The sequence below is a fragment of the Nostoc cf. edaphicum LEGE 07299 genome (assembly GCF_015207245.1).
Taxonomy (GTDB): Bacteria; Cyanobacteriota; Cyanobacteriia; order Cyanobacteriales; family Nostocaceae; genus Nostoc; species Nostoc edaphicum_B.
Genome location: NZ_JADEXF010000962.1, coordinates 1 through 2,696 on the forward strand (window position 1 = coordinate 1; position 2,696 = coordinate 2,696).

Genomic DNA, 2,696 nt, shown 5'->3' on the forward strand with positions numbered 1-2,696 from the left:
ACTGATGTTCGGAATAATTGGGGATAGCAGATAAGCTGCCAGTCTAACCGATTCTAGAACTGCGTAGAGAACCTTTTCCACCGACTCCTGCTGTCCTTGTTTATATAATGACCAAGGAGCCTGTTCATCAATAAACTTATTACTGGCTTGCGCCAATGAAAGTATAGCCACACAGGCTTGACTGAAAGCTAGCTCTTGGTATGCTTGTTTTACCTGTTCCCCTAGACGTAAACCAATTGCTTTCAAAGGATTTTCGTCAGGAATCCCTTCATTGCCGATTGATGGGACATTATTCTCAGCACAGTACTTTTTCACCATGCTCAAAGTGCGATTGAGCAAATTACCTAAATCATTTGCCAAATCTGCATTCAGAACATTAATGAACCTAACTTTATTAAAATCTCCATCTTTGCCAAATTCGATTTCCTTAAGGAAGTAATAACGAACGGCATCACTACCATAGCGCTGAACTAACGCTATAGGATCAAGGGTATTACCCAGACTTTTGCCCATCTTCTGCCCGTCTTTAGTCAAAAAGCCATGCCCAAATACTTTCTCTGGCAAGGGTAAGCCAGCCGACAACAACATTGCTAGCCAGTAAACTGCATGGAAGCGCAGAATATCTTTACCAATTAAGTGCAGGTTAATCGGCCACCATGTTTCTAAAGCATTTGCTAAAGTCGGTTCTGCATCTGGTTCTAGTAATGCTGTGACATAACCTAGCAGCGCATCAAACCAGACATAGAGAGTGTGCTTGGGATCGACTGGTACGGGAAAACCCCAATCTAAATTCACTCGTGAAATGGAAAAGTCTTGCAGTCCTTGATTGACAAAGCTGAGAACTTCATTACGCCGACTTTCTGGTTGAATAAAATCCGGTTTAGATTGATAAAATTCTGTCAGCTTAGTTTGATATTTGGATAAGCGGAAAAAATAGTTTTGTTCGTCTCGCCACTCCACTTCTTTGTTAGTATGAATTGGGCAACGGTGTCCTTCTAGCAGATCCCGTTCTTCTTTGAATTCTTCGCAGGAAACGCAGTACCAGCCTTGTTGTTGTCCTTGGTAAATGTCACCAGATTCCCAGACTCGCTCAAAGAATTCTTTAACGATCGCTTGATGGCGAGGCGCAGTAGTCCGACTAAAGCGATCGTATTGAATGTCTAATAATTTCCATAAACTGACGAAACTAGGGACAATTTCATCACAAAATTCTTGTGGCGCTTTTCCTAAACTTTCTGCCGATCGCTGAATTTTTTGCCCATGTTCATCTGTACCTGTAATTAGTAATACTTGATAACCCAGTAGCCTCTGAAATCGCGCCACTACATCGGCTGCGATCGTCGTGTAAGCACTACCTATATGGGGGACATCGTTTACATAATATAGGGGTGTGGTCAGTGCAAATGTCTTTTTTGTTTTATTCACTAGATTCATGCAAAATAAAAATTAACTTATTAAAACGTTTTATCTCTTAGCTTTCAGCGGCAAAACCAAGTAATTATACAATATTATTACCATTTTTTCCAATAACATCTTCATACTAGCAAGTTTATCAAGTCCAGAATTGTTTTTTAATACGCATCAATTAAACTCATTTTTACCTAAAAAATGGAAATTAACTAATCATAATTTTTTCGAATAGTTTCTATTAGATATTATTGTGATCGAGAATACATAATCGAGAATACAGAAAATTTAGTTGCTTTTGTAGATTTAGATATTTCTATCTTAAGACGGTCATGGCAATAGTAAAGAAATGTAAAAATTAAATTAAGACAAATTGCCATATTTACCGGAAAATATATTGATTAGGTATGAGTGGAAATAGCCCCCTAGAGATTTCTCGCGCTTTGGTGGCGGCATTCTCAACGCAAATGTTCCGCTATTACGAAGACCGCATTCCCCAGGATGCGAGCGTCTTGGTAGTCAGCAATCACCGCAGCTTTATGGATGCACTGATTTTAATGGCAGCGTTATCGAGTCCGATTCGCTTTGCTTGCCATCACTATATGGGACAAGTTCCAATCATGCGGGAGATTGTCACCGGTCAATTGGGGTGTTTTCCTTTGGAAGAAACTCAAAACCGCCAGCAAAGCTTTTTTTCGCAGTCACAATTGCTATTGCAGTCCAAGCAGATGGTGGGAGTATTTCCAGAAGGGACTGCACCAATGGTGAAATTTACTCAGCCAAGCCAGGTAGGTGAGTTTCAGCGAGGATTTGCTCATTTGGCATTACGAGCGAATGTGCAGGATTTAGCTATTTTGCCGATCGCGATCGCTTCCTTAGAAGAAGTAAACACCAATGGCTTCCCATTAAGACTTTTGAGTGTATTCGACCCTTCAGAACCTTTATTTAATCAAAATGGTTGGCATCCCTTAGTAATTTATCGTCGAGTTGCGGTGTTAATCGGTCATCCTTATTGGATTACGCCCCAACATCATAAAAAATATCATGGCAAACACGCCAGAACTGTTGTGGCTGAACTGACAGAACACTGTCAGGGCGAAATTAGCAATTTACTGCGTCAAGGTTGCTATTAGAGCCATTCGATTTTGGAATTTTGGATTGTCTGCACAACTTTGAGTAGCTTATTCCGAGACTTTTTTGTTTTTGCTCAAAAGTACCGAAGCTCATAAAAGCAACAATTCGCAGTCCAAAAGTTTTATACCATTGACCAATGACCAATGACCAATGAC

The 2,696-nt window shown here is 40.2% G+C and carries 2 protein-coding genes; one reads left to right on the forward strand and one right to left on the reverse strand.

Annotation, left to right across the window (positions count from 1 at the left end; all coding sequences use genetic code 11):
- Positions 1-1,434 (reverse strand): methionine--tRNA ligase (gene metG / locus IQ229_RS23180; protein ID WP_194047790.1); only part of this gene is annotated, 1,434 nt, incomplete at its 3' end.
- 380 nt (positions 1,435-1,814) lie between these two features.
- Between metG and IQ229_RS23185 the strand changes: the two genes are divergently transcribed.
- On the forward strand, positions 1,815-2,540 hold the full coding sequence (locus IQ229_RS23185) for a lysophospholipid acyltransferase family protein (protein WP_194047792.1): 726 nt from the start codon (positions 1,815-1,817) through the stop codon (positions 2,538-2,540).
- Positions 2,541-2,696: the final 156 nt, after the last annotated feature.

Coding starts and splice junctions, on each gene's coding strand:
- IQ229_RS23185 (WP_194047792.1), top strand. CDS start 1,815: ATGAGTGGAAATAGCCCCCTAGAGATTTCTCGCGCTTTGGTGGCGGCA.